The 20,064-nt window shown below is 71.9% G+C and carries 19 protein-coding genes; 13 read left to right on the top strand and 6 right to left on the bottom strand.

The genetic code is table 11. The features are described from left to right. Positions 1-36: 36 nt before the first annotated feature. The gene (gene ggt / locus ACFVST_RS16710; RefSeq protein ID WP_390151734.1) at positions 37-1,866 is read left to right on the top strand and encodes a gamma-glutamyltransferase; all 1,830 of its coding nucleotides are present in this window, start codon (positions 37-39) and stop codon (positions 1,864-1,866) included. A gap of 32 nt (positions 1,867-1,898) precedes the next feature. Here the strand turns inward: ggt and map are convergent, their stop codons facing one another. Then, a complete protein-coding gene (map, locus tag ACFVST_RS16715; protein WP_390151737.1) occupies positions 1,899-2,666 on the bottom strand; it encodes a type I methionyl aminopeptidase in 768 nt (255 codons plus the stop codon). Positions 2,667-2,727: 61 nt separating this feature from the next. Between map and ACFVST_RS16720 the strand changes: the two genes are divergently transcribed. The 11 genes from ACFVST_RS16720 (at position 2,728) to ACFVST_RS16770 (ending at position 14,751) form a co-directional block, all read left to right on the top strand. Then, entirely contained in the window at positions 2,728-3,006 is a 279-nt protein-coding gene (locus ACFVST_RS16720; protein WP_390151740.1) for a helix-turn-helix domain-containing protein, read from the top strand. 366 nt (positions 3,007-3,372) lie between these two features. Beyond that, the gene (locus ACFVST_RS16725) at positions 3,373-4,215 is read left to right on the top strand and encodes a nitrilase-related carbon-nitrogen hydrolase (RefSeq protein ID WP_390151742.1); all 843 of its coding nucleotides are present in this window, start codon (positions 3,373-3,375) and stop codon (positions 4,213-4,215) included. Then, the gene (locus tag ACFVST_RS16730; protein ID WP_390151745.1) at positions 4,212-5,507 is read left to right on the top strand and encodes an aspartate aminotransferase family protein; all 1,296 of its coding nucleotides are present in this window, start codon (positions 4,212-4,214) and stop codon (positions 5,505-5,507) included. Before ACFVST_RS16725 ends, ACFVST_RS16730 begins: the two co-directional genes overlap by 4 nt. Before the next feature lie 84 nt (positions 5,508-5,591). Beyond that, positions 5,592-6,992 (top strand): dihydropyrimidinase, encoded by a 1,401-nt coding sequence (gene hydA / locus ACFVST_RS16735; protein WP_390151747.1) that lies wholly within the window; start codon positions 5,592-5,594, stop codon positions 6,990-6,992. A 28-nt stretch (positions 6,993-7,020) separates the two neighbouring features. Further along, positions 7,021-8,022, top strand: a complete 1,002-nt coding sequence (locus tag ACFVST_RS16740) for a TIGR03842 family LLM class F420-dependent oxidoreductase (protein ID WP_390151750.1) — start codon at positions 7,021-7,023, stop codon at positions 8,020-8,022. Positions 8,023-8,063: 41 nt separating this feature from the next. Continuing rightward, positions 8,064-9,611 (top strand): NCS1 family nucleobase:cation symporter-1, encoded by a 1,548-nt coding sequence (locus tag ACFVST_RS16745; protein WP_390151752.1) that lies wholly within the window; start codon positions 8,064-8,066, stop codon positions 9,609-9,611. 159 nt (positions 9,612-9,770) lie between these two features. Beyond that, complete coding sequence (locus ACFVST_RS16750) at positions 9,771-10,598, top strand: inositol monophosphatase family protein (protein ID WP_390151856.1); 828 nt, start codon at positions 9,771-9,773, stop codon at positions 10,596-10,598. A 114-nt stretch (positions 10,599-10,712) separates the two neighbouring features. After that, positions 10,713-12,125 carry a phytoene desaturase family protein gene (locus ACFVST_RS16755; RefSeq protein ID WP_390151859.1) on the top strand — a complete coding sequence of 471 codons (1,413 nt, stop codon included), beginning with the start codon at positions 10,713-10,715 and terminating at the stop codon, positions 12,123-12,125. 29 nt (positions 12,126-12,154) lie between these two features. Then, on the top strand, positions 12,155-12,673 hold the full coding sequence (locus tag ACFVST_RS16760) for an O-acetyl-ADP-ribose deacetylase (protein WP_390151755.1): 519 nt from the start codon (positions 12,155-12,157) through the stop codon (positions 12,671-12,673). Between the two features lie 112 nt (positions 12,674-12,785). Beyond that, on the top strand, positions 12,786-14,258 hold the full coding sequence (locus ACFVST_RS16765) for an AlkA N-terminal domain-containing protein (protein ID WP_390151758.1): 1,473 nt from the start codon (positions 12,786-12,788) through the stop codon (positions 14,256-14,258). A 10-nt stretch (positions 14,259-14,268) separates the two neighbouring features. Beyond that, complete coding sequence (locus ACFVST_RS16770; RefSeq protein WP_390151761.1) at positions 14,269-14,751, top strand: methylated-DNA--[protein]-cysteine S-methyltransferase; 483 nt, start codon at positions 14,269-14,271, stop codon at positions 14,749-14,751. A 17-nt stretch (positions 14,752-14,768) separates the two neighbouring features. Here the strand turns inward: ACFVST_RS16770 and ACFVST_RS16775 are convergent, their stop codons facing one another. Further along, positions 14,769-15,260 (bottom strand): NUDIX domain-containing protein, encoded by a 492-nt coding sequence (locus ACFVST_RS16775; protein WP_390151763.1) that lies wholly within the window; start codon positions 15,258-15,260, stop codon positions 14,769-14,771. 178 nt (positions 15,261-15,438) lie between these two features. Between ACFVST_RS16775 and ACFVST_RS16780 the strand changes: the two genes are divergently transcribed. Then, complete coding sequence (locus tag ACFVST_RS16780; protein WP_390151766.1) at positions 15,439-16,602, top strand: glycerate kinase; 1,164 nt, start codon at positions 15,439-15,441, stop codon at positions 16,600-16,602. 70 nt (positions 16,603-16,672) lie between these two features. Here ACFVST_RS16780 and pssA read toward each other — a convergent pair whose 3' ends face one another. The 4 genes from pssA to ACFVST_RS16800 form a co-directional block, all read right to left on the bottom strand. Then, positions 16,673-17,494, bottom strand: coding sequence for a CDP-diacylglycerol--serine O-phosphatidyltransferase (gene pssA, locus ACFVST_RS16785; protein WP_390151862.1), 822 nt, complete (start codon positions 17,492-17,494; stop codon positions 16,673-16,675). Positions 17,495-17,516: 22 nt separating this feature from the next. Then, on the bottom strand, positions 17,517-18,173 hold the full coding sequence (locus ACFVST_RS16790) for a phosphatidylserine decarboxylase (RefSeq protein WP_390151769.1): 657 nt from the start codon (positions 18,171-18,173) through the stop codon (positions 17,517-17,519). A gap of 171 nt (positions 18,174-18,344) precedes the next feature. Continuing rightward, the gene (locus ACFVST_RS16795) at positions 18,345-19,550 is read right to left on the bottom strand and encodes an acyl-CoA dehydrogenase family protein (RefSeq protein ID WP_390151771.1); all 1,206 of its coding nucleotides are present in this window, start codon (positions 19,548-19,550) and stop codon (positions 18,345-18,347) included. Further along, entirely contained in the window at positions 19,551-20,063 is a 513-nt protein-coding gene (locus ACFVST_RS16800; RefSeq protein WP_390151774.1) for a MaoC family dehydratase, read from the bottom strand. Position 20,064: the final 1 nt, after the last annotated feature.

Consider the following 20,064-nt stretch of genomic DNA (forward strand, 5'->3'; position numbering starts at 1 on the left):
CCCGTCGCGGGTGGTGCACCTCCACGGAAGGTGCGTATGCGTCGCATATATGCACGGAGTCTGTCGGTTCTGGCCGCGCTGGCCGCGATGGCGTCGGTGGGCGCCGCGGCCCCACCGTCCTCCCAGACCCCGTCCCCTGAGACGAGATCCGCCGGCGCAGCCACCCCGGAGAAGCAGCCGGTCGCGGTCGGGCACGGCGGCGTGGTGTCCAGTGTGGACGCGGACGCCTCCGCGGCCGGTATCGAGGTGCTGAAGAACGGCGGCAACGCGGTGGACGCCGCCGTCGCCACCGCGGCCGCACTCGGTGTCACCGAGCCGTACTCCGCCGGTATCGGCGGCGGCGGGTACTTCGTCTACTACGACGCCAAGTCCCGCAGTGTGCAGACCATCGACGGGCGGGAGACCGCGCCCCGTACCGCCGACTCCTCCCTCTTCCTGGAGGACGGCAAGCCGCTGCCCTTCGCCGATGTGGTGACCAGCGGCCTCAGCGTGGGCACCCCCGGCACCCCGGCCACCTGGCAGACCGCCCTGGACCGCTGGGGCAAGCGCGGTCTGGGCACCGTACTGGCGCCGGCCGAGAAGCTGGCCCGTGACGGCTTCACCGTGGACGAGACCTTCCGCTCGCAGACCGCCGGCAACGAGGAACGCTTCCGCGACTTCCCCGCCACCGCCGATCTCTTCCTGCCCGGCGGGAAGCTGCCGGTCGTGGGCTCCACCCTGAAGAACCCGGATCTGGCCCGCACCTACCGGGAGTTGGGCCGCAAGGGGACGGACCTCCTCTACCGCGGTGACCTCGCCGAGGACATCGTGCAGACCGTCAACAAGCCGCCGGTGGCGCCCGGTTCGGCCCGGGTGGCGCGGCCCGGGGACCTGGCCCTGAAGGACCTGGCCGACTACCGCACCAAGGTGCTGGACCCGACCGTGACCGACTACCGCGGTCTCGGCGTCTACTCCATGCCGCCCTCCTCCTCCGGCGGTACCAGTGTCGGTGAGGCGCTCAACATCCTGGAGGGCACCGACCTTTCGCGTGCCTCCGAGGAGCAGTACCTGCACCGGTACATCGAGGCGAGCCGGATCGCGTTCGCCGACCGCGGCCGCTGGGTGGGCGACCCGGCCTTCGAGGACGTGCCCCAGAAGGAGCTGCTCTCCCAGCGCTTCGCCGACTCCCGCGCCTGCCTGATCAAGGACGACGCCGTACTCAAGAGCCCGCTGGCGCCCGGCGACCCGCGCCACCCCTCGGACTGCACCACCGCGGGCAAGGGCACCGCCACCCCGTACGAGGGTGAGAACACCACGCATCTCACGGTGGCCGACAAGTGGGGGAACATCGTCGCGTACACCCTCACCATCGAGCAGACCGGCGGCAGCGGGATCACCGTGCCGGGGCGGGGCTTCCTGCTCAACAACGAGCTGACCGACTTCTCCTTCGCGCCGGCCGACCCCGCGGTGCACGACCCGAACCTGCCGGGCCCGGGCAAGCGCCCCCGTTCCTCCATCTCGCCGACCATCGTGCTGGACTCCCACCACAAGCCGGTGGTGGCACTGGGCTCGCCCGGCGGGGCCACCATCATCACCACCGTTCTGCAGTCACTGACCAACTTCGTGGACCGGCACCAGTCGCTGCCGGACGCGATCGCCGCACCCCGCGCCAGCCAGCGGAACGGAGCCAACACCGAGCTGGAACCGGGCCTGTGGGACAGCCCGGTGCGTGCCCGACTGGAGAAGCTGGGGCACACCTTCACCAAGAACGCGGAAATCGGCGCCGCGACCGCGGTGCAGCGCCTGTCCGACAACCGCTGGCTCGCCGTCGCCGAGCCCAAGCGCCGGGGCGGCGGCTCCGCGATGGTGGTCCACCCCGGCAAGTGAGGGCGGCCACCCGGTGGTTGAGGGCTGAGCGCTCAGGGTGCGGTCAGGATGCGCGGGCCGGACTCCATGACGGCGATGGTGTGTTCGGCGTGGGCGGCGCGTGAGCCGTCGTCGGTGCACAGCGTCCAGCCGTCGGCCGCCGGGTGGTACTCGTCCGCGCCTCCGGCCGTCAGCATCGGCTCGATGGCGATGACCAGGCCGGGCCGCAGCGGCATCCCGCGGCCCGGTCTGCCCTCGTTGGGTACCGAGGGGTCCTCGTGCATCCGGCGGCCCACACCGTGACCGCCGAACCCGTCCGGAACGCCATAGCCCGCGCCGCGGGCCACGGCGCCGATGGCATGGCCGATGTCGCCTATGCGATGGCCGACGACGGCCGCGGCGATCCCGGCGGCCAGGGCACGCTCCGCGGTGTCGATCAGCCGCTGATCCTGCGGTCGCGCCCGGCCCACGGTGAAGCTGATCGCCGCGTCACCGACCCAGCCGTTCAGCTCGGCGCCCGCGTCCACGGAGAGCAGATCGCCGTCCCGCAGTCGGTAGTCGCCCGGGACGCCATGCACGATCGCGTCGTTCACGGAGGTGCAGAGCACCGCCGGGAACGGGGTGGGCGCGAAGGACGGGCGATAGCCCAGGAACGGCGAGCCCGCGCCCGCCTTGCTCAGCACCTCGCGGGCCGCCTCGTCCAACTCCCTCAGTGACACCCCGACCGCGGCCGACTCCCGTGCCGCGGCCAGCATTCCGGCCACCACGCGGCCCGCTTCACGCATCGCGTCGATCGACTGCTCTGTCTTCAGTTCCACCATGCCCATTACTATACCGGTATAAGAATGGGGTGACGCCAGCCTCTCCGGGTAGAATCACTCCATGGTGCGAACTCCGTTGACGTCCGAGGAGCGCGAGCGCGGTGAGCGGCTGGGGCTGCTGCTGCGGCAGGCCCGTGGGGAGCGCACCATGGTCGAGATCGCCGCCGAGGCCGGGATCTCCGCGGAGACCCTGCGCAAGATCGAGACGGGGCGCGCCCCCACCCCCGCCTTCTTCACCGTCGCCGCACTCACCTCGGTCCTCGGCCTCTCCCTGGACGATCTGCACGCCACCTGCACCCCGTGCGACCAGCGGGAACCGATGGCGGCCGGCCCGGTGTAGGGGGGCATCCCCTAGGCGGAGCCATTCCCGAGAGGTACCGCCGCTCTCAACTCCCCAGCGGTGTACGCGAGTTCGCCGCGCTCGGCTGTGAGCGGCAGTGTGGAGTCCTCGGCGGATGCGCTCTGGGAGGCTGACGGAGGCGGGGGTTCCGCATTGGGTCGCCATCGGCCTTGTGTGCAGGGGCAGTTCGGGACGGCGTAGGAGGGTGCTCACGTTCCGTCACCCCTTCGGGTATGAAACAAGATCGACTCCACCGGGTTCACGGCGATGGTCTTGCCCAGCTTCCGCACGGGGCTTACGTTCGACCCCCACGGCCCCGCTCTACGGGCGTAGAGGCTCTCTGACGTCCTGTCGAAGGAGCAGCACATGTCCCCTGTGGTACGCGCCGCCCTGGTCCAGGCCACCTGGACGGGCGATACCGAATCGATGATCGCCAAGCACGAGGAGCACGCCCGCGAGGCGGCCCGCCAGGGTGCCCAGATCATCGGATTCCAGGAGGTGTTCAACGCCCCGTACTTCTGCCAGGTGCAGGAGCCGGAGCACTATCGCTGGGCGGAACCGGTACCGGACGGTCCCACCGTGCGGCGGATGCAGGACCTCGCCCGGGAGACCGGGATGGTGATCGTGGTGCCGGTCTTCGAGGTGGAGCAGTCCGGCTTCTACTACAACACCGCCGCCGTCATCGACGCCGACGGCACCGTCCTCGGCAAGTACCGCAAGCACCACATCCCGCAGGTCAAGGGCTTCTGGGAGAAGTACTACTTCAAGCCGGGCAACGCGGGCTGGCCGGTCTTCGACACCGCGGTCGGCAAGGTCGGCGTCTATATCTGCTACGACCGGCACTTCCCCGAGGGCTGGCGCCAACTCGGGCTGAACGGCGCGCAGTTGGTCTACAACCCGTCGGCCACCTCACGCGGTCTCTCCAGCTACCTGTGGCAGCTCGAACAGCCCGCCGCCGCCGTCGCCAACGAGTACTTTGTCGCCGCGATCAACCGCGTCGGCCAGGAGGAGTACGGCGACAACGACTTCTACGGCACCAGCTACTTCGTGGACCCGCGCGGCCAGTTCGTCGGTGAGACGGCGAGCGACAAGGTGGAGGAGCTGGTCGTCCGCGACCTCGACCTCGGCCTGATCGACGAGGTGCGCAACCTGTGGGCGTTCTACCGGGACCGCCGCCCCGACGCCTACGACGGGCTGGTGCAGCCGTGACCGACCTGCACGCCAGGACCCGCGCGGTCCTGCCCGACTGGCTCGCCCTCTACTACCGCGAGCCGCTGGAGATCACCCACGGCGAGGGCCGCCATGTCTGGGACGCCGAGGGCAACCGCTACCTCGACTTCTTCGGCGGCATTCTCACCACCATGACCGCGCACGCCCTGCCCGAGGTCACCAAGGCCATCGCGGAGCAGGCCGGGCGGATCATCCACTCCTCCACGCTCTACCTCAACCGCCCCATGGTGGAGCTGGCCGAGCGGATCGCCTCCCTCTCCGGCATCCCCGACGCCCGCGTCTTCTTCACCACCTCCGGCACCGAGGCCAACGACGCGGCGCTGCTGCTCTCCACCGCCTACCGGCAGAGCAACCAGATCCTGGCGATGCGGAACAGCTACCACGGCCGTTCCTTCAGCGCCGTCTCCATCACCGGCAACGCGGCCTGGTCCCCGACCAGCCTCTCCCCGCTCGCCACCCACTACGTGCACGGCGGGGTGCGCGGCCGCGGCCCCTTCGCGGACCTCGACGACGCCGAGTTCACCCGGGCCTGTGTGGCGGACCTGCACGATGTGCTCGGACAGGCCGGCGGCCGGTTCGCCGCCCTCATCGCCGAACCGGTCCAGGGCGTCGGCGGGTTCACCTCCCCGCCCGACGGCCTCTACGCCGCCTTCCGCGAAGTCCTCGCCGAGCGCGGCATCCTGTGGATCGCGGACGAGGTGCAGACCGGCTGGGGCCGTACCGGCGACCACTTCTGGGGCTGGCAGGCGCACGCCCAGAGCGGCCCGCCCGACCTGCTCACCTTCGCCAAGGGCATCGGCAACGGCATGTCCATCGGCGGAGTCGTCGGCCGCGCCGAGGTGATGAACTGCCTCGACGCCAACTCCATCTCCACCTTCGGCGGTTCACCCGTCACCATGGCGGCCGGGCTGGCCAATCTCACCCACCTCCTCGACCACGACCTCCAGGGCAACGCCCGCCGGGTCGGCGGCCTGCTCATCGAGCGGCTGCGCGCCGTCTGCGCCCAGCAGCCCGGCGTACGCGAGGTACGCGGCCGCGGGCTGATGATCGGGATCGAGCTCACCCACCCCGGCACCGACCGGGCCGACCCGGAGGCCGCCGCCCGCGTACTGGAGGAGGCCCGCCGCGGCGGGCTGCTCATCGGCAAGGGCGGCGGGCACGACACCAGCGTGCTGCGGATCGCCCCGCCGCTGTCCCTGACCGTCGCCGAGGCGGAGGAGGGCGCCGCGATCCTCGCCCGCGCCCTGAACGAGGCCCTCCGCCCCGCCTGACATCCATCGTTACCCGTGACTCCCGCCGCCGGCACCGCAGTTGGCGTACCGGCGGCGGGCATCGGGGATCATAGTGAGGGAGCCATGACCGACCGCACCCTGATCCGCGGCGGCCTCGTCGTCACCGCCGCCGAGGAGATCCACGCCGACGTCCTCATCGAGGACGGCCGTATCGCCGCGCTCGCCGCGCACGGCAGTGACGCCGCCGCCGGCTGGACCGCCGCGCGCACCATCGACGCCACCGACCGCTATGTCATCCCGGGCGGCGTCGACGGCCACACCCATATGGAGATGCCGTTCGGCGGCACCTTCGCCTCCGACACCTTCGAGACCGGCACCCGGGCCGCCGCCTGGGGCGGCACCACCACCATCGTGGACTTCGTCGTCCAGCGCCCGGGCCACGCCCTGCGCGAAGGACTCGACGCCTGGTACGCCAAGGCCGATGGGCAGTGCGCCATCGACTACGGCTTCCATATGATCCTCGCCGACGTCAACGACTCCACCCTCAAGGAGATGGACCTCCTGGTGGAGGAGGGCATCACCTCCTTCAAGCTCTTCATGGCCTACCCGGGCGTCTTCTACAGCGACGACGGGAAGATCCTCCGCGCCATGCAGCAGGCCGCCGGCAACAGCGGGCTGATCATGATGCACGCGGAGAACGGCATCGCCATCGACGTCCTGGTCGAACAGGCCCTGGCCCGCGGCGAGACCGACCCGCGCCACCACGGCGAGGTGCGCAAGGTCCTCCTGGAGGCCGAAGCCACCCACCGCGCCATCCAGTTGGCCCGCGTCGCCGGCGCCCCCCTCTACGTGGTGCACGTCTCCGCCGAGGAAGCGGTCGCCGAACTGGCCGCCGCCCGCGACCGGGACCTGCCCGTCTTCGGCGAGACCTGCCCCCAGTACCTCTTCCTCTCCACCGACAACCTCGCCGAGCCCGACTTCGAGGGCGCCAAGTACGTCTGCTCCACGCCGCTCCGGCCGCGCGAGCACCAGGCGGCGCTCTGGCGGGGGCTGCGCACCAACGACCTCCAGGTCGTCTCCACCGACCACTGCCCGTTCTGCTTCACCGGCCAGAAGGAAATGGGCCGCGGCGACTTCTCGAAGATCCCCAACGGGATGCCCGGCGTCGAGCACCGGATGGACCTGCTGCACCAGGCGGTCGTCGACGGCCACATCACCCGCCGCCGCTGGATCGAGATCGCCTGCGCCACCCCGGCCCGGATGTTCGGCCTCTACCCGCAGAAGGGCACCATCGCCCCCGGCGCCGACGCCGACGTGGTGATCTACGACCCGGCCGCCGAGCAGACCCTCTCCGCGACCACCCACCATATGAACGTCGACTACTCCGCCTACGAGGGCCGGCACCTCACCGGCCGGGTCGAGACCGTCCTCTCACGCGGCGAACTCGTCCTGGACCGCGGCGAGTTCACCGGCCGAGCCGGGCACGGCCGGTACACCCCGCGCGGCACCTGCCAGTACCTCTGACCGCCCGCCGAACCCCGTGAGGACCCCCATGGACTTCGGACTCGTCCTACAGACCGACCCGCCCGCCTCCGATGTGGTCAGCCTGATGCAGCGCGCCGAACGCAACGGCTTCCGCTACGGCTGGACCTTCGACTCGGCGGTGCTCTGGCAGGAGCCGTTCGTCATCTACAGCCGCATCCTGGAGCACACCGAGCACCTCACCGTCGGCCCCATGGTCACCAACCCGGGCACCCGCACCTGGGAGGTCACCGCCTCCACCTTCGCCACTCTCAACGACATGTACGGCAACCGCACCGTGTGCGGCATCGGCCGCGGCGACTCCGCGATGCGGGTCGCCGGCCGCGCCCCCAACACCCTGGCCAGGCTCGGCGACGCCATCACCGCCATCCGCGACCTCGCCGAGGGCCGCGAGACCGAGGTGGACGGCAAGCCGCTGCGACTGCCCTGGGTACGCGACGGCCGGCTCCCGGTGTGGATGGCGGCCTACGGCCCCAAGGCCCTCGCCCTCGCCGGTCAGAAGGCCGACGGCTTCATCCTCCAACTCGCCGACCCCTACCTCACCGAGTGGATGGTCAAGGCGGTACGCGCCTCCGCCGCCGAGGCGGGCCGCGACCCGGACTCGGTCACCATCTGCGTCGCCGCCCCCGCCTACGTCGGCGACGACCTGGCGCACGCCCGAGAGCAGTGCCGCTGGTTCGGCGGCATGGTCGGCAACCACGTCGCCGACCTGGTCAGCCGCTACGGCGAGCACTCCGACCTGGTGCCGGACGCCCTCACCACGTACATCAAGGAACGGCACGGCTACGACTACAGCCACCACGGCCGCGCCGGGAACCCGTCCACGGACTTCGTACCGGACGAGATCGTGGACCGCTTCTGCCTCCTCGGCCCGGCCGAGGCACACCGCGAAAAGCTGGGCGTGCTCAGGGAGTTGGGCGTCGACCAGTTCGCGATCTACAACATGCACGACGCCCGGGAAGCCACCATCGACGCCTACGGCACGGAGATCATCCCGGCTCTCACCGACTGACCGCCAGGCCCTGCACACCGAGGGCCGGAAGGGGCACCACCATGGCTTCGACCGTCCCGCCCGCGCCGCCCGAAGGCCCCATAGCCGATCCGGCGGGGCGGGTCGAGCTGCCGCCCGGCACCGCACTCTCCGACCCCCGCTTCGCCAACGACGACCTGCGCCCGGTACCGGTCGCCGAACGCCGCTGGACCACCTACAACTTCGTGGCGCTGTGGATCGGCATGGCGCACTGCATCCCCTCCTGGACCCTGGCCTCCGGGCTGGTGGCGCTCGGCATGGACTGGCGGCAGGCCGTCCTCACCATCGCCCTCGCCAACGTCCTGGTCCTGCTGCCGATGCTGCTCACCGGCCACGCGGGACCCAAGTACGGCATCCCGTTCCCGGTGCTGGCGCGGGCCTCCTTCGGGCTGCGCGGGGCGAACCTGCCGGCGATGGTGCGGGCGGCAGTGGCCTGCTGCTGGTTCGGTATCCAGACCTGGATCGGCGGGCAGGGCATCTTCGTCCTGCTCGGCAAGATGTTCGGCGGCTGGGCGGACGCCGGGCACATCGGCGGCTACCCCTGGACGCTGTGGCTCTGCTTCTTCGTCTTCTGGGTGATCGAGATCGGCGTCATCTACCGCGGGATGGACACCCTGCGCCGCTTCGAGAACTGGGCGGCGCCGTTCGTCCTGGTCGGAGCCGTGGTGCTGCTGGTGTGGATCGCGCACAAGGCGGGCGGCTTCGGCCCGCTGCTGCACGAGCCGTCCAAGGTCGGCTGGGGCCCGGACTTCTGGAAGGTCTTCTTCCCCGGCCTGATGGGCATGATCGGCTTCTGGTCGACGCTCTCGCTGAACATCCCCGACTTCACCCGCTTCGGCCGCGGCCAGCGCGCCCAGATCTGGGGGCAGACCCTAGGTCTGCCTACGACCATGACCGCCTTCGCCCTGATGTCGGTCCTGGTCACCTCCGGTTCGGAGAAGGTCTACGGCGCGGCCATCTGGGACCCGGTCGAACTCGCCGGCAAGACCGACAACGTCTTCGGGCTGCTCTTCGCCCTCATCACTGTGTTCATCGCGACGATCTCGGTGAACATCGCGGCCAACGTCGTCTCCCCGGCCTACGACCTGGCGAACCTGGCGCCCCGGCTGATCTCCTTCCGCACCGGCGCCCTCATCACCGGTGTGGTCGGCGTCCTCGTCATGCCGTGGAAACTGACCTCCACCCCCGAGCTGTACATCTTCACCTGGCTGGGAGTGGTCGGCGGCCTCCTCGGCACCGTCGCCGGAATCCTGATCGCCGACTACTGGATCATCCGCCGCACGGTGCTGCACCTGACCGACCTGTACCGGGAGGGCGGCCGCTACTGGTACTCCGCCGGCTGGAACCTGCGGGCCGTGGCGGCCTTCGCGATCGGCGGGGTGCTGGCCGTCGGCGGCTCCTACTCGACGCTGGACGCCCACGGCAAGAAGGCCGGACCCTTCCCCGCGGACGGCCTGATCCCGTTCCTGAAACCCCTCGCCGACTACGGCTGGGCGGTCGGCCTCGCCGCCTCCCTGCTGGTGTACCTGGCGCTGTCCGCGGGCCGCGGGCCGCGACCGGTCTCCGCCTGACCGCGGCGGCGGCCGTACGGCGGGCCGCTGAGCAGGGGCTGAGGCGGACCTGGTGTGCCGGGGGCGCGCCGTCCGTGCTGTGATGGAGGAGTGAGCGACACCCGGCCGACCGGCCCCTTCCGCGACGAGTACCCCCGGGACGAAGCGGAGTTCACCCCGCTGCTGCCGGATGTCGCACACGCCCTGCGGGAGACGGCCGCCGTCGAGATCATGCCCCGCTACCGGCACCTCGCCGAGGACGAGATCAGCGCCAAGAGCGGCCCGCACGACCTGGTCACCGTCGCCGACCGGGGCGCCGAGGAGCGCCTCACCACCGCCCTCACCGCGCTGCTGCCCGGCTCCGCCGTCGTCGGCGAGGAGAGCGTGCACACCGACCCGGCCCGCTACCGGGCGCTGCGCGGCACCGCCCCGGTGTGGATCGTCGACCCCATCGACGGCACCCGCGCCTTCGTCCACGGCGAGCCCGGCTTCTGCACCCTCGTCGCCCTCGCCCACCACGGCCGCGTCCTCGCCTCCTGGACCTACGCGCCCGTCACCGACCGGATGGCGGTCGCGGTCCGCGGCGGCGGCGCCGTACTCGACGGGCAGCCGCTGATCTCCGGTGCCCCGCCCGGCGACCGGCCGCTGCGGATCTGCGTCTCCCACCCCGAGTACACCCGCGGCCGGCAGCGCCGCGCCCTGCTCGGCGTGATCGAGGCCCCGCCCGGCGAGGTCGAGACCGTACGCTGCGCCTCGGCCGGTCTCGCCTATCTGGACGTGGCGACCGGCGCCCTGGACGCCACCGCCTTCTCCTGGCCCGCGGCCTGGGACCACGCCGCCGGACTGCTGCTGGTCGAGGAGGCCGGCGGCACCCAACTCACCCTGGACGGCGTGCCGTTCCGCATCGCCGGGGACAACGCCCTGCCCTTCACCGCGGCCCGCGACTCCGGCACCGCCCAGCACATACTCGACCTGCTCGCCGCGGGCGCCGCCGGGGCCGGGGACTGACCGACCGCGGGACCCCGGGCGGCGTCCGTACTGTCGGTGCCGCGGCCTATCCTGCTCGTAGGTCGGAGACGGCCCAGGGGACGGCGGCTGACAAAGGAGTCCGAGGTGGCGTCGATGCTCGATGCGGTCGTGGTGGGGGCAGGACCGAACGGCCTGACCGCCGCCGTCGAACTGGCCCGCCGCGGCTTCTCCGTGGCCGTCTTCGAAGCCCGGGACACCGTCGGCGGCGGCGCCCGCACCGAGGAGCTGACCCTCCCCGGCTTCCGCCACGACCCGTGCTCCGCCGCCCACCCCCTCGGCGTCAACTCCCCCGCCTTCCGCGCCCTGCCGCTGGACCGCTACGGCCTGGAGTGGGCGCACGCACCGCTGCCCATGGCGCACCCCTTCGACGACGGCACCGCCGCCGTACTGTCCCGCTCGGTCGCCGAGACCGCCGCCTCCTTCGGCCCGCGCGACGCCGGGGCCTACCGCCGCCTGGTCACCCCGTTCCTCAGCCGCTGGGACACCCTGGCGAAGGACTTCATGTCGCTGCCGCTGACCGCCCTGCCCCGGGACCCGGTCACCCTGGCCCGCTTCGGCCTCACCGGGCTGCCGCCCGCGACGTGGCTGATGCGCCGCTTCCGCGACGAGCGGGCCCGCGCCCTCTTCGCCGGCCTCGTCGCCCATGTCATCGCCCCGCTCGACGGGTTCGCCACCGGCGCCGTCGGCCTGGTCTTCGCGCTCGCCGCGCACGCCCGCGGCTGGCCGGTGGCCCGCGGCGGCTCCCAGTCGATCTCCGACGCCCTCGCCGCCTACCTGAAGGACCTCGGCGGCGCCGTGCACACCGACTTCGAGGTGAAGCGCCTGGACGACCTGCCGCCCGCCCGCGCCTACGTCTTCGACACCTCGCCCGCCGCAGTCGCCCGCATCGCCGGCCTCGGCCGCTGCTACGACCACTACCGCTACGGCGCGAGCGTCTTCAAGGTCGACTACGCCCTGGACGGCCCGGTGCCGTGGACGGCCGAGGAGCCCCGCCGCGCCGGCACCGTCCAGATCGGCCCCCACGCCGGGGACATCGACCGCGCCCTGCGCGCCGCCTCCCGCGAGGGCCGCGCCCCCGAGCACCCCTTCCTCATCACCGTCCAGCCCACCCTGGCCGACCCGTCCCGCGCCCCCGAGGGCAAGCACACCTTCTGGGCCTACGGGCATGTGCCGGGCGGCTGGGACGGCGATCTCACCGACGCCGTCGAACGGCAGGTGGAGCGCTTCGCGCCGGGCTTCCGCGACCGGGTACTGGCCCGCGCCGTGGCCGGCCCCCCGCAGTTCGCCGCCCGCAACGCCAACTACGTCGGCGGCGACATCGCCTGCGGTGCCGCCTCCGGCCTCCAGCTCATGCTCCGCCCCCGCCTCTCGCTGCGCCCGTACAGCACCCCGCACCCCGCGGTCTACCTCTGCTCCTCCGCCACCCCGCCCGGCCCCGGAGTGCACGGCATGTCCGGGCACAACGCCGCGAAAGCGGTCTGGCGGCGGCTGCGGCAGACCACCTGACCGATCCACCTCCGACCCGGGACCCCACCATGACCACCCTCACCCTCGTCCGGGGCTCCATCACCGAGCAGCACGTCGACGCCGTGGTGAACGCGGCCAACTCCTCCCTCCTCGGCGGCGGGGGAGTGGACGGCGCCATCCACCGGGCCGGCGGACCGGAGATCCTCGCCGCCTGCCGCACACTGCGCGCCGGGCACTACGGCCGCGGCCTCGCCACCGGTCAGGCCGTCGCCACCACCGCCGGCCGCCTCCCCGCCGAGCACGTCATCCACACCGTGGGCCCGGTGCACTCCACCACCGAGGACCGCTCCGCACTACTCGCCTCCTGCTACCGCGAATCCCTCCGGATCGCCGCCGACCTGGGCGCCCGCACCATCGCCTTCCCCGCCATCTCCACCGGCGTCTACGGCTGGCCCATGGACGACGGCGCCCGTATCGCGGTGAGCACCGTACGGGCCGAGGCCGCCGCCCCCGTCGAAGAGGTCCGCTTCGTCCTCTTCGACGAGGCCGCCTACCGGGCCTTCGAACGGGCCCTGGCCGCGGACTGAGGCGACCCGGGCAGGCCCCGAGCCCGGTGTGATCCGGCCGGGCCCCGGCAGTCCGAGGGCCATGTCGGATTCCCGCCAGCCACCGGGGGGCCGATCCACCATGCTGGCAGTCATGCACACCGACACCGAACGCTGTGTCCGCGCCGTGCAGTCCAAGGACGGCCGCTTCGACGGCTGGTTCTACACCGCGGTGCTTACCACCCGCATCTACTGCCGTCCGGCCTGCCCCGTCACCCCGCCCAAGCCCGAGAACATGGTCTTCTACCCGAGCGCCGCCGCCTGCCAGCAGGCCGGATTCCGGGCCTGCAAACGCTGCCGCCCCGACGCCGCCCCCGGCTCACCCGCCTGGAACGAGCGCGCCGACCTGGTGGCCCGCGCCATGCGGCTGATCGCCGACGGCACCGTGGACCGCGAGGGCGTCGGCGGTCTCGCCCGCCGCCTCGGCTACAGCGCCCGCCAGATCGAGCGCCAACTCCTCGCCGAACTAGGCGCGGGACCCCTCGCCCTGGCCCGCGCCCAGCGCGCCCAGACCGCCCGGCTGCTCATCGAGACCAGCGCACTGCCGATGGCCGAGATCGCCTTCGCCGCCGGCTTCTCCTCCATCCGCACCTTCAACGACACGGTGCGCGAGGTCTACGCCCTCACCCCCACCGCACTCCGCGCCCGCACCCCCCGCGGCCCCGGCCGGCCCGCCACCCCCGGCACCCTGGCGCTGCGGCTGCCGTACCGCGCCCCGTTCACCGCGGGAAACGTCTTCGGCCATCTCGCCGCCACCGCCGTACCCGGCGTGGAGGAATGGCGTGAAGGCGCCTACCGCCGCACCCTCCGACTGCCCTACGGGCACGGCGTCGCCGCGCTCACTCCCGCCGACGGCCATATCGGCTGCCGGCTCACCCTCAGCGATCTGCGGGACCTGCCCGTCGCCATCAGCCGCTGCCGCCGCCTGCTCGACCTGGACGCCGACCCGGTCGCCGTCGACGCCCGGCTGCGCACCGACCAGCGGCTCGCCCCGCTGGTGGACGCGGCGCCGGGACGCCGGGTGCCGCGCACCGTGGACGAGGCCGAGTTCGCGGTACGCGCGGTCCTCGGCCAGCAGGTGTCCACCGCCGCCGCCCGCACCCACGCGGGCCGCCTGGTCACCGCGCACGGCGAGCCGGTGCACGACCCGGAGGGTGGGCTGAGTCACCTCTTCCCCACCCCGGACGCACTCGCCTCACTGGACCCCGAGGCGCTGGCGCTGCCCCGCAGCCGCCGCGCCACCCTCACCGGTCTGGTCGCCCAACTCGCCTCGGGCAGCCTGCGGTTGGGCCCGGGCAGCGACTGGTCCGAGGCCCGCGCCCGGCTCGCCGCGCTGCCCGGCTTCGGCCCCTGGACGGTGGAGGTCATCGCCCTGCGCGCCCTCGGCGACCCGGACGCCTTCCTCCCCACCGACCTCGGTACCCGCCGCGCCGCCCGCCACCTCGGGCTGCCCGCCACCCCCGCGGCCCTCACCGCGCACGCCACCGCCTGGCGCCCCTGGCGCGCCTACGCCGTGCAGTATCTGTGGGCCACCGACGACCATCCCGTCAACTCCCTTCCCGCGTAAGGAAATCCCGGTGAAACAGCACACCGTCAAGGACAGCCCGTACGGGCCGCTCACCCTGGTCGCCACCGACGGCGTCCTGTCCGGCGTCTATATGACCGAGCACCGCCACCGCCCGCCCCTGGAGACCTTCGGGCACCGCGACGAGCGGCCCTTCGCGGCCGCCGCGGAGCAGCTCGACGCCTACTTCGCGGGCGACCTCAAGGAGTTCGACCTGCCGCTGCACCTGGACGGCACCCCCTTCCAGCACCGCGTCTGGCAGCGGCTCCAGCAGATCCCGTACGGCGCGACCCTCAGCTACGGCGAGCTGGCCCTGGCACTGGGGAACCCGAAGGCGTCCCGTGCCGTCGGCCTGGCCAACGGGCGCAATCCGGTCAGCATCATCGTCCCCTGCCACCGCGTGATCGGCGCCGGCGGTTCCCTCACCGGCTACGGCGGCGGACTCGACCGCAAGCGGCGGCTGCTCGACTTCGAACGCGGCACGGCACTGTTCTGACCCGTGAACGCCCCGGTTCAGACCGCCCGGTGGCCGTCCTCCAGCTCCAGCGGTGCCGTGCCGTCGGCCAGTGCCTCCAGCGCGGCCAGCACCCGCCGGCCCCCGGCGCCCGGCAGCAGCTCCGGCACCTCCCGCGGCTCCACCATCCGCCAGGACAGCAGCTCCTCCTCCTGCAACCGGACCGAGGCCAACTGCCCGGCGTCCAGCACGCCGCCGTCGTAGAGATACGCCACCAGCGGCGGGCGGCCCTCGCCGGGCACCCAGTCCACGGCGAGGAGGCGGCCCAGCGGTACGTCCAGACCGATCTCCTCGGCGGTCTCCCGGCGGGCGCCCTGCCGCGGGGTCTCCCCGGCGTCGGACTCGACGGTGCCGCCGGGCAGCCCCCAGCCCGGCCGGTAGTTGGGCTCGACCAGCAGGACGCGGCCCTCGGCGTCCCGGAAGAGGGCGGCGGCCCCGGCGAGGACGCGGGGCAGCCCGGCGATATAGGCGGCGAAGTCGGTGGCGGTCACGCCGGCCAGGGTATCCGGCCCGCCCGGGCGCCCGCCGGGGCTCTCGGAGTGTGGTCAGCCATGGGCAGCGGGTACCCGCTGCGGTTAAGGTCGCAGCGGCGCGACTGTCCTTGACCAGGGGTGTGCCTCCCCGGAGCAAGGCCCGAGTAGCAAGGGGAAAACCAAGGTGGCGGACGCAGTGAATCAGACCGTTCCCGGCACGCAGGACGGCCCGCCGCGGGTGCTCATCGCCGCGGACAAGTTCAAGGGCTCGCTGACCGCCGTCGAGGTCGCCCAGCGGGTCACGGCCGGGCTGCGCGCCGTACGGCCGGACGCCGTGGTGGAGGCGCTGCCCGTCGCCGACGGCGGGGACGGCACGGTGGCCGCGGCTGTCGCGGCCGGCTTCACCCGCCACGAGGTGCGGGTGACCGGGCCGCTCGGCACCCCCGTCACCGCCGCCTTCGCGCTGCGGGACGGCACCGCGGTGGTGGAGATGGCGGAGGCCTCCGGGCTGCAACTGCTGCCCGACGGCGTCTTCGCCCCGCTGACCGCCTCCACCTACGGCACCGGTGAGCTGCTGCGCGCCGCCCTCGACGCCGGGGCCCGCAGCATCGTCTTCGGGGTCGGCGGCAGCGCCACCACGGACGGCGGCGCCGGGATGCTCGCCGCGCTCGGCGCCGAACTGCTGGACGCGGACGGCGCCCCGGTCGCCCCCGGCGGCGGCCCGCTGGCCGGTCTAGCCCGCGCCGATCTGTCCGGTCTCGACCCGCGGCTGGCCGCAGTCGAGGTGGTGCTCGCCAGCGACGTGGACAATCCGCTGACCGGACCCAAGGGCGCGCCCGCGGTGTACGGGCCGCAGAAGGGCGCGGAGCCGGCGGACGTGGCCGAATTGGACGCGGCGCTGGCGCACTTCGCCCGGATCCTGGAGGAGTCCATCGGGACGCGCGCCGCCGAGTACGCGCTGGCGCCGGGCGCGGGCGCGGCGGGCGGTATCGGCTACGGGGCACTGGTGGGGCTCGGGGCGAGCTTCCGGCCGGGGATCGAGGTGATGCTCGATGTGCTGGGCTTCGCACCGGCCCTGGACCGCGCCGATCTGGTGATCACCGGGGAGGGCTCGCTGGACGAGCAGACCCTGCACGGCAAGGCGCCGGCCGGGGTGGCCGCCGCCGCCCGGGCCGCCGGCAAGGACGTGGTGGCGGTGTGCGGGCGGCTGGCGCTGGAGCCGGCGGCGCTGGAGCGGGCCGGGATCTCGCGGGCGTACCCGCTGACGGAGATCGCGCGTGATGTGGAGCAGGCCATCGCGGAGGCCGGGCCGCTCCTCCAGCGGGTCGCCGAGACCATCGCGGCGGACCGGCTGAGCTGACGGCCGGTGGTGGGAACGCAGCAGGGCCCGGACACCTCTCGGGTGGCCGGGCCCTCGGTTCGGGCGGGCGTCAGGGGAGTTGGGTGGCCCGCGCTTCGCGGCGGTTGCCGCGGAAGTTGTTCACCCGGCGTGCGGTGGCGAAGAGCGGGATCACCGCACCCATCACCAGTTGCAGGGCGCATCCGGTCTGGAGCACGAGCTGTCCGCCGGGTGCGTCGAAGGCCCAGCCGGCGAGCAGCCCCATGCTCAGCACGATCCAGGACAGCATCGCCACCGCGAGCCGGCCGCGCGGCTTGGGGTACTCGACGCGGCTGACCATCAGCCAGGCGGTGCCGATGATGGCGAGCAGGGTGGCCACGAAGGGGAGTTCCAGCAGCACGATGGAGACCACGGTCAGCGCCCCGAAGGGACTGGGCATCCCCTGGAAGGTGCCGTCCTTCACCGTCACACAGGAGAATCTGGCCAGCCGCAGTACGACCGCGAGCAGCACCACCACCGCCCCGACGGCGGCCACCCGCTGGTGCGCGTCGTCCGCGACCATGCCGTAGACCAGCACGAAGTAGGCCGGAGCCAGGCCGAAGCTGATCAGGTCGGAGAGGTTGTCCAGCTCGGCGCCCATCGGCGAGGACCGCAGCTTGCGGGCGACGAGCCCGTCGAAGAGGTCGAAGACGGCGGCGCACAGCATCAGGATGACCGCGGTCGCCGCCGAGTGACGGGCCATGCCCGACTCGTCACTGCCGGTGAGGTGCGGGATCAGGATGCCGGTGGTGGTGAAGTAGACGGCCATGAAGCCGCAGGTGGCGTTGCCGAGGGTGAGGGTGTCCGCTATCGACAGGCGGAGTGAGAGCGGCATCTCCTCCGCGTCCTCGCCGTCGTCCTCGGCCTCCGGCACCCAGCCGGCCTGTGTCTCCGGATCAATCACGGTCAATTCGAGTCACCCCAGCCACCGTCTTCTGACCGACCTCTACGTCCACGTCGACACCCTCGGGGAGGTAGAGGTCGACGCGGGAACCGAAGCGGATCAGGCCGATCCGCTCGCCCTGTTCGACCTTGGCGTCCTGCGGCAGGTACGGGACGATGCGGCGGGCCACCGCCCCGGCGATCTGCACCAGCTCGATGTCGCCCAGCTCGGTGTCGAAGTGCCAGACGACCCGCTCGTTGTTCTCGCTCTCCTTGTTGAACGCCGGTACGAACCCGCCGGGGATGTGCTCGACCGACGTCACGGTGCCGGCCAGCGGGGCGCGGTTGACGTGGACGTTGAGCGGGCTCATGAAGATGGCGACGCGAGTGCGTCCGTCCTTCCACGGCATGATGCTCTGTACCACGCCGTCGGCGGGGGAGATGACCCTGCCCTGCGTGATCTCACGCTCGGGGTCGCGGAAGAACCACACCATGCCCGCCGCGAGCGCGGTGGCGGGCACGGCGATGGCGGCCGCGCTTCGGGAGTGTCGTGACCGGGCCAGACTGAGGGCGGCGGTGGCGACGGTCGGCAGGAGCCACGGCGATGCTCCGCGAGCAAGGCGTCCCTTGGGGAAGCGCTCGTTTGGTGCAGAGGTTTGGCTGTGGGGCATGGATGACCTTCGTAGCGGATGATGCCGCGCGGTGATCGGGGGACGGCGGCTTTCCGGCGATCGTATCGGTTGCGAGCGGTAACTGGGCAAGCCAGGAAGCCGAGTCGGCGGGCGAAGGGTGCCTACGGGGTGTGACGTTCTTCTCGGACGAAACATCCCAGAAGCGGACATCTAACCCTGGAGCTGGTATTCCTCCAGCAGGCGGCGCCCGATGATCATTTTCTGGATCTCGGCGGTCCCTTCGCCGATCAGCAGCATCGGGGCCTCCCGGTAGAGGCGCTCGATCTCGTACTCCTTGGAGAAGCCGTAGCCGCCGTGGATCCGGAAGGCGTCCTCCACGACCTCCTTGCAGTATTCGGAGGCGAGATACTTCGCCATTCCCGCTTCGAGGTCGTTTCGCTGCCCGGAGTCCTTTTTGCGTGCCGCGTTGACCATCATCGCATGGGCCGCTTCGACCTTGGTCGCCATCTCGGCCAGCTTGAACTGGATCGCCTGGTGCCCCGCGATCGGCTTGCCGAAGGTGTGCCGCTGCTGCGCGTAGGCCACCCCGAGTTCGAAGGCGCGCTGGGCGACGCCGCAGCCGCGGGCCGCCACATTGACCCGGCCGACCTCCACTCCGTCCATCATTTGGTAAAACCCTTGGCCGGTGGCGCCGCCGAGTACGCGATCGGCCGGAATGCGCAGTCCGTCCATGATCAGTTCGGTGGTGTCGACGCCCTTGTACCCCATCTTGTCGATCTTGCCGGGGATGGTGAGTCCTGGCCGTACCGCGCCGAAGCCGGGCTCCTTCTCGACCAGGAAGGTCGTCATGGAGCGGTGCGGAGGGGCGTCCGCCGGGTGCCCCTCGTCGCTGCGGCAGAGCACCGCCACTAGGGAGGAGGTCCCGCCGTTGGTCAGCCACATCTTCTGGCCGTCGAGGACGAACTCGTCGCCGTCGCGTACCGCCTTGGAGGAGATCGCCGAGACGTCGGAGCCGAGGGCCGGCTCCGACATGGAGAACGCGCCGCGGATCTCACCGGCCGCCATCCGCGGCAGGAAGTACTCCCGCTGCTCCTCGGTGCCGTGCTGCTTGAGCATGTACGCCACGATGAAGTGGGTGTTGATGATGCCGGAGACGCTCATCCAGCCGCGGGCGATCTCCTCCACGCACAGCGCGTAGGTGAGCAGGGACTCACCCAGGCCCCCGTACTCCTCGGGGATCATCAGCCCGAACAGGCCGAGTTCGGTGAGCCCGTCCACGATGGCCTGCGGGTACTCGTCCCGGTGCTCCAGTTCGGTGGCGACCGGGATGATCTCCTTGTCCACGAAGTCCCGGACGGTGGAGAGGATCTCCTCCTGGACGTCGGTGAGTCCGTGGGTCTGGGCGAGTCGGCTCATCTACTTCCCCTGTTCCTTCAGCTCCGGCCGGCCGGGCTGCTCGCCGCCGCGTTCCGTGATGTACGTCCCGGTGGGGACCATGACCTTGCGGCGGAAGACGCAGACGAGGGTGCCGTCCTGCTTGTAGCCCCGGGTCTCGACGTGCACGACGCCGCGGTCGCTCTTGGACCTGGAGGGGGTCTTGTCCAGGACGGTGGTCTCGCCGTAGACGGTGTCGCCGTGGAAGGTGGGCGCCACATGCCGCAGCGACTCGACCTCCAGATTGGCGATGGCCTTGCCGGAGACATCGGGTACGGACATCCCGAGCAGCAGTGAGTAGACGTAGTTGCCGACGACCACGTTCCGGCCGAAGTCCGTTGTCTTCTCGGCGTAGTTGGCGTCCAGGTGCAGCGGATGGTGGTTCATCGTCAGCAGGCAGAAGAGGTGGTCGTCGTACTCGGTGACCGTCTTGCCGGGCCAGTGCTTGTAGACGGCGCCGACCTCGAACTCCTCGAAGGTGCGTCCGAACTGCATG

Source organism: Streptomyces sp. NPDC058045 (assembly GCF_042885635.1).
GTDB lineage: Bacteria > Actinomycetota > Actinomycetes > Streptomycetales > Streptomycetaceae > Streptomyces.